At 68.9% G+C, this 6079-nt stretch carries 6 protein-coding genes; 1 reads left to right on the top strand and 5 read right to left on the bottom strand.

The annotated features are described in order from the left end of the window. Positions 1-2: 2 nt before the first annotated feature. From KAK03_RS23940 to nifN, 4 genes are read right to left on the bottom strand one after another with little or no spacing between them, the layout of a single operon-like run. Positions 3-206: a CCE_0567 family metalloprotein gene (locus KAK03_RS23940; protein WP_210857200.1), complete on the bottom strand. Its 204-nt coding sequence runs from the start codon at positions 204-206 to the stop codon at positions 3-5. Then, complete coding sequence (locus tag KAK03_RS23945; RefSeq protein WP_210857201.1) at positions 199-684, bottom strand: NifX-associated nitrogen fixation protein; 486 nt, start codon at positions 682-684, stop codon at positions 199-201. The genes KAK03_RS23940 and KAK03_RS23945 overlap by 8 nt, the downstream gene beginning before the upstream one ends. A 7-nt stretch (positions 685-691) precedes the next feature. Next, complete coding sequence (gene nifX, locus KAK03_RS23950; protein ID WP_210857202.1) at positions 692-1090, bottom strand: nitrogen fixation protein NifX; 399 nt, start codon at positions 1088-1090, stop codon at positions 692-694. 22 nt (positions 1091-1112) lie between these two features. After that, complete coding sequence (gene nifN, locus KAK03_RS23955) at positions 1113-2513, bottom strand: nitrogenase iron-molybdenum cofactor biosynthesis protein NifN (protein WP_210857203.1); 1401 nt, start codon at positions 2511-2513, stop codon at positions 1113-1115. A gap of 275 nt (positions 2514-2788) precedes the next feature. On the opposite strand from nifN, the gene KAK03_RS23960 reads away from it, so the two are divergent. Further along, positions 2789-4414, top strand: a complete 1626-nt coding sequence (locus tag KAK03_RS23960; RefSeq protein ID WP_210857204.1) for a methyl-accepting chemotaxis protein — start codon at positions 2789-2791, stop codon at positions 4412-4414. Between the two features lie 3 nt (positions 4415-4417). Here the strand turns inward: KAK03_RS23960 and nifE are convergent, their stop codons facing one another. Then, entirely contained in the window at positions 4418-5869 is a 1452-nt protein-coding gene (gene nifE / locus KAK03_RS23965) for a nitrogenase iron-molybdenum cofactor biosynthesis protein NifE (RefSeq protein WP_210857205.1), read from the bottom strand. Positions 5870-6079 lie beyond the last annotated feature (210 nt).

Raw genomic sequence — 6079 nt, forward strand, 5'->3', positions numbered from 1 at the left:
CCTCACGCCGCCGCCTGCGCCTGGGCCAGGGCCTCGCGGGCCCGCACCAGCGCGGCGTGCGCATCAAAGGCCACCTGGGCCACGTTCATGATCGACTGCCAGTTGGTGGGCAGCTCCTCCGACAGGTCATGCAGGTCCATCTTGGCCTGCGTGGCCTTGGCGTTGGCCTTCTTGACGTCGGCCTTGAGTTGGTCCAGATCAGCCATAGGTGGCCACCTCGCGGTACTTTTCGACCATGCCGACACCCTCGCTGACCAGCTTGTTGCCGGCCTCGGCCAGCTTGGCCAGGCTGGGGTAGCCGAAGCGGTGCACGTCGCGCAGGTAGCGGTTGACGACGATCAGCCGGCCGGTGGTGAGGATGGCGCGGCCGAAGCCTTCGTGGCTCATCTTCATCATCGGGCTGACCATGCAGCCGGTGGCCTTCTCGATCGACAGGCCGATGGCGTTGTGGAACAGGTCCAGCCGCCACAGCGTTTCCGGGTCGGGGTCGCCCATCATCGGCAGCGCGCGGCGCTGCTCGGCACTCAGGATGTAGGGCTCGAGCAGCTGCAGGTCGCTCTTGCCCTCCCAGGTGCCGTGGGTGTCCTGGGCGCGCAGCTGCTTGATCAGCTCGCGGATGAAGCCGTCCTGCAGCCAGTCCTCGTCGGAGAGGACCGGGGCGTCGGCGGTGGGGGTGTCGCTCATGGGGTGTTCACTCGTCGTCGAAGTCGTGGGTGACCGGCTGGCCCTTGGCCAGGGCCTTGCGCAGCCAGGGCGGCGGGGTGCCCTTGAGCACCTCCTGCAGCTTCTCCAGGATGTCCAGGATGGGCTCGGGCTGCGGCACCTTGATCGGGTGGATCTTCAGCGCCACCACGCGCGCCGCGCCACTGCCGCCAATCGCCGCCACGTAGAGGATGGCGCAGTCGTGGATGGCCTCGAGCTTGGGCGCGAGCTTGTCCTCGTTGCCATCCTCGGCCAGGTCCTCGCCGAAATGGACGTCCTGGACGAAGCTGAAGCCCTCGGGCTGCACGTCGTAGATGGCGATGTGCTTGGCCCAGCCGAAATGGGCGTCGACACGCTGCTGGTCCTGGGTGGCGAAGGCAACCTTCATGGCGGGCTCCTTGGGTGGCGGTTCAGAAACTGGCGGCCGCGATGGCCGGCGCGGTGGCGGGGCTGGCGTCACCCCGGGCGGCCGCGCGGGCGGCCGGGCCCAGCGGCCAGTCGTTGGGGCCGTGGTGCGGGATCTGGTCGATGAACTGGTTGCCCAGCGCATAGACCAGGTTGCGCGTGCCGCGGTAGCCCACGCTCAGCACATGCGCGTTGCCGATGCGGTCGAACAGCGGCAGACCGGCGCGGTACAGCGGCTTGCCCAGGCGCTCGGCGGCCTGGCGACCGTGCGAGTGGCTGATCAGCAGGTCGGCGTCGGCGACCTTGGCGGCCAGCTCGAAGTCTTCCAGGTCGCCGATCACCACCTCGTTGCAGGGCAGTTGGGCCAGCAGCGGGCTCTGGGTGGTGGTGACGGCCACCGACAGCTCGGCCCCCATCTCGGTGATGAAGTGCCCCAGCGCCCACAGCAGGTCGGGCTCGGCGGCGATGGCCACGCGCTGGTGGCCGAAATGGAAGTGGCCGTCCAGCATCGCATCGACCAGCTGGCTGCGCTGGCGCCGCCACCTGGCCGGCACCGGCTGGCCGCTGAGGGCCGACAGGTGCATCAGCAACTCGTCGCAGGCCGCCAGCCCGGTCAGCCGGTTGAACAGCCGGTAGGGCACGCCGCAGCGCTGCTGCAGCGCCTCGGCCGCCGGGCGCATCTGCTCGCCCACGGCGATGCAGGCGCTGGCGCTGCCCAGCGCACGCAGTTCATCCAGCGGCGTGCCGCCCAGCGTGGTGCCCAGCCAGTCCTCAGGGATGTGGCCATCGAGCGAGCCCGAGACATCCGGCGCGATCAACACCTCCAGGCCGAAGCTCTCGACGATCTCGCGCAGCTCCTCCAGGTCAGCGGGCGTCAGGTGGCAGCCGGGCAGCAGGGCCACGCGCTGTGCCACCTTCGTGGCCACCGGCTCGGCCAGTTGCTCGACCAGGCCCTTGACGGCGATCGCCCAGCCATCCTGGAAGGCACCCACGTAATCGGGCGTGCTGACATAGACGATCGCCGTGTCGGCCAGCTCCGGGTGTTTCTGACGGGCGAGCGTGATGAAGGCCGGCACATCGTCGCCCTTGGTCTCGGTCAGGCCGGTGGAGCAGATCGCGATCAGCGCCGGCTTCGCCCGGCTGCGGATGTTGAGCAGCGCCTTCTCGATGTTCTCGTAGCCGCCCATGATGGTGGTGACCTCGTTCATCGCCGTGGTCTGCAGCGGGATCGCCTCCTTGAAGTGGCGCACCAGCAGCACCAGGCCGAACGAGGTACAGCCCTGTGAGCCATGCATCACCGGCATGCATGACTGCAGACCCAGGAAGGCGTAGCTGGCGCCCAGCGGCGCGCTCATCTTGAGCGGATTGACCGCACACGCCTTCTTGCTGTCGCTGACATGGGCCATGGCCGCAGGCTCCTGGACGGGGGATTCGACAGGGCCTTCGCAGGATCGGTGCCAAGCCGGAGGAGCCTAAAGAATCAAGGACTTAGCCCAGCGGCCCCGGCACCGTCGGCCGGGAATGGCAGGTTTGCGACAAATCAACCCTGCTGAAAGCAGGCCTTTTCTCCCCTTAGGTCCACGCGCAGCGGGTCGAACATCCCGCCAGTCCCCCACGGGCCGGTGGGGACGGGTGCGCACACCACACAGCATGGCCCGGACAACACGTTGAGAGACCCACGATGCCGATCGAATCCCTGTCCCTGAAGGCTCGCCTGACCCTGGCCTTTGGCACCCTGGCCGCCCTGGTGGCCGCGGTCGCCTTCCTGGCCATCTACGAGCTGGCCGACAGCCACGACCAGTTGGCGGTGCACGTCGAGCAGTCCGGCGCCCGTGTGCAGAACGCCGCCGACGTGGTGGACGCCACCGGCGCGCGGGCGATCGCCGCCCGCAACCTGGTGCTGGTCGAGTCGGCCGAGGATCGCGCCCAGGAACTGCGCGCGGTGCAGGCCGCCAGCGAGAAGCTGAAGCACGCGCTGCAGTCCCTGCGCACCCAACTGGCCGAGCACGCCGATGTGGCGGACCGCGAGCGTGCACTGTTCAAGGCGCTGGAAGCGCGTGAGGCCCAGTACGGTCCGGTGGCCCAGGACATCGTGGCCAAGGCCATGGCCGGCGACCGCGCGGCCGCGATCCAGCGCATGAATGCCGACTGCCGCCCGCTGCTGGCGGCCATGCAACGCGAAGGCGACGCCTACCTGCAGTACCTGGACGACCGCTCGCGCCAGCAGGTCGACGTGGCCGAGGCGGACTTCCACCTCAACCGCAACATCCTGGTGACCACCGGCCTGGTGGCCGTGGCCATCGCGCTGTTCGCCGGCTGGTCGCTGACCCGCTGGCTGCTGGGCATGCTGGGCGCCGAGCCCCAGGCGCTGAGCGGCGCCGCACGGCGCGTGGCCGAGGGCGACCTGGGTTCGGTCCAGGGCGCCGCGGCCGCCAGGGAGGGCAGCGTGCTGGGTTCGCTGGTGACGATGCAGGGCAGCCTGGCGGGCATCGTCGGCCAGGTGCGGCAGGCCTCGGAGGCCATCGCCACCGGCTCGTCGCAGGTGGCCGTGGGCAGTGTGGAGCTGTCGCAGCGCACCGAGGAACAGGCCTCGAACCTGCAGCAGACCGCTGCCGCGATGGAGCAGATCACCCACGCGCTGCAGGGCACGAACGCCACCGCCCAGCAGGCCTCGTCCCTGGCACGCACCGCCAGCGACTCGGCCGAGCGCGGCGGCGAGGTGGTCGCCCGCGTGGTGCAGACCATGGGCGAGATCACCGCCAGTTCGCGCCGCATCCACGACATCATCGGCGTGATCGACGGCATCGCCTTCCAGACCAACATCCTGGCGCTCAATGCGGCGGTCGAAGCCGCCCGTGCGGGCGAGCAGGGCCGCGGCTTTGCGGTGGTGGCGTCCGAGGTGCGCACGCTGGCGCAGCGCAGCGCTGACGCCGCACGCGAGATCAAGGGCCTGATCCTGACCAGTGTCGAGCGGGTCGAGGCCGGCTCTGCCCTGGTGGGCGAGGCCGGTGGCGCGATGGGCGACATCGTCGGCCAGGTGCGCGAGATGGCCACGCTGATCCAGCAGATGGGCCAGTCCAACGACGAACAGTTCCGCGGCATCAGCCAGGTCCATCAGGCGATGGAGCAGCTCGACGAGGTCACCCAGCGCAACGCCGCGCTGGTCGAGGAAAGCTCGGCCGCCGCCGACAGCCTGCGTCAGCAGGGCGCGCGCCTGCTGCAGACGATGCAGGTCTTCCGCCTCGAACCTCAGGCGCTGGGCGCCAGCGCGGCCGCCAGCGGCGAGCTGGCCTGGGCCGCGCGCTGAGGCTCAGCCGGCAGCGGCTTCGGCCGCCAGCTGGGCCGCATCCTGTTCGCGCAGCAGGCTGTCGGCGGCGTCCCAGGGCGCGGGCGCGCGCACCTGGTCCCAGATCGGGTTGAACAGCGCCTTGTCGATCTCGGCAATCATCGTCACCATGCCCTCGTAGCCGGCAAAGGCGTGGTGGCGCTCCTGGTTGATGTCCATCCAGGGCATGCGGGCCTTGAGCGCGACGAACTGGCTGCGGCCGCCGCTGAGCATGATGTCGGCCTTCGCTTCGCGCAGCATCGCGTACATCTGGCGCGGGGTCATGTCGTCGATCATGTGCGCATCGGCCTCGTCGCCCATGATGGCCTTGATCTTCTCCTTGTCCTCGCGGGTGGACTTCTTCACCGAGGTGCCCACCACTTCCAGGCCGGCCTCCTGCAGCGCGCTGACCACGCTCCAGCTCTTCACGCCGCCGGTGATCAGCAGCACCTTCTTGCCCGCCAGGCGCTCGCGGTAGGCGCGGATGCGTTCCCAGGCGCGTGCCTCTTCCACCGCGATCAGCGCCTCGGTGCGCTCCTTCAGGTCGGCCGGCGCGCCGCGCTCCACCAGCAGCCGCGCGATCTCGCGCAGCGTGGTGCTCATGTCGGCGATGCCGTAGAAGCTGCCCTCGAAGTACGGGATGCCCCAGCGCTCCTGCATGCGGGTGGCGATGTTGATCATCGACTTGCTGCACACCATCATGTTGGCGCGCGCGCGATGGGCGGTGGCGATCTCGTGGTAGCGGCCGTCGCCGGCAATGCACGACAGCACGCGCACGCCCAGCGCGTCGAGCAGCGGCTTGACCTGCCACAGCTCGCCCGACAGGTTGTACTCGCCGATGATGTTGATGTCGAAGGGCGTGGTGGTGGTGGGCTCCTCGGTGCCGATCACGTAGTCCAGCACGCTCTCGGCGCCCAGCTTGTTGCCCAGGTTCTTCGGCCCGGCAAAGCCCGGCGCGTTGACCGGAATCACCGGCTTGCCGAACTTCTCGGCCGCGCGGGCGCAGACCGCCTCGATGTCGTCACCGATAAGTGCGGTGACGCAGGTCTGGTAGACGAACACGGCCGGCGGATCATGGCGCTCGATGATCTCGCGGATCGCCTTGAACAGGCGCTTCTCGCCGCCATAGATGACATCGAGCTCGTTGATGTCGGTGGTGAAGCCGGTGCGGTACATCTGCGAGCCGCTGCTGGCGCTGTGCCTGTTGTCCCAGCTGTTGCCTTCGCAGGCGATCGGCCCGTGCACCAGGTGGGCCACGTCGACGATGGGCTGCAGCGCGATCTTCGCGCCGTCGAACGCACATCCGCCCGCGGCCGCGCCCGGCGTGAGCTGCTTGGTGCACCCCTTCTTGCGCTCCTTCTCGCTCTTGCCCTGGTTCTTGTCACAACCCGGCTCCTCGAACACCTGCAGGATCTTGTTCTTCAGCGAGGGCGACATCACGGGCTCCTGGGGATGCGGATGCACAACTGATGCACGTTCGATGCCAGGCAACCTTCCCAGGCGAAGGCGTTGGCGGTAGCGACAGCCGTGGGGCTATTGAAGGGTTCGTGACAACGAGGAATGACGGCTCGCTGCGGCGGATTCAACCGATCGATGCAACACACTATGACCGCCTGGCGGAAGGAGTGTTGCGATGAAGCAGCGACC

It is taken from the genome of Ideonella alba (assembly GCF_018069845.1).
Lineage (GTDB): Bacteria > Pseudomonadota > Gammaproteobacteria > Burkholderiales > Burkholderiaceae_C > Ideonella > Ideonella alba.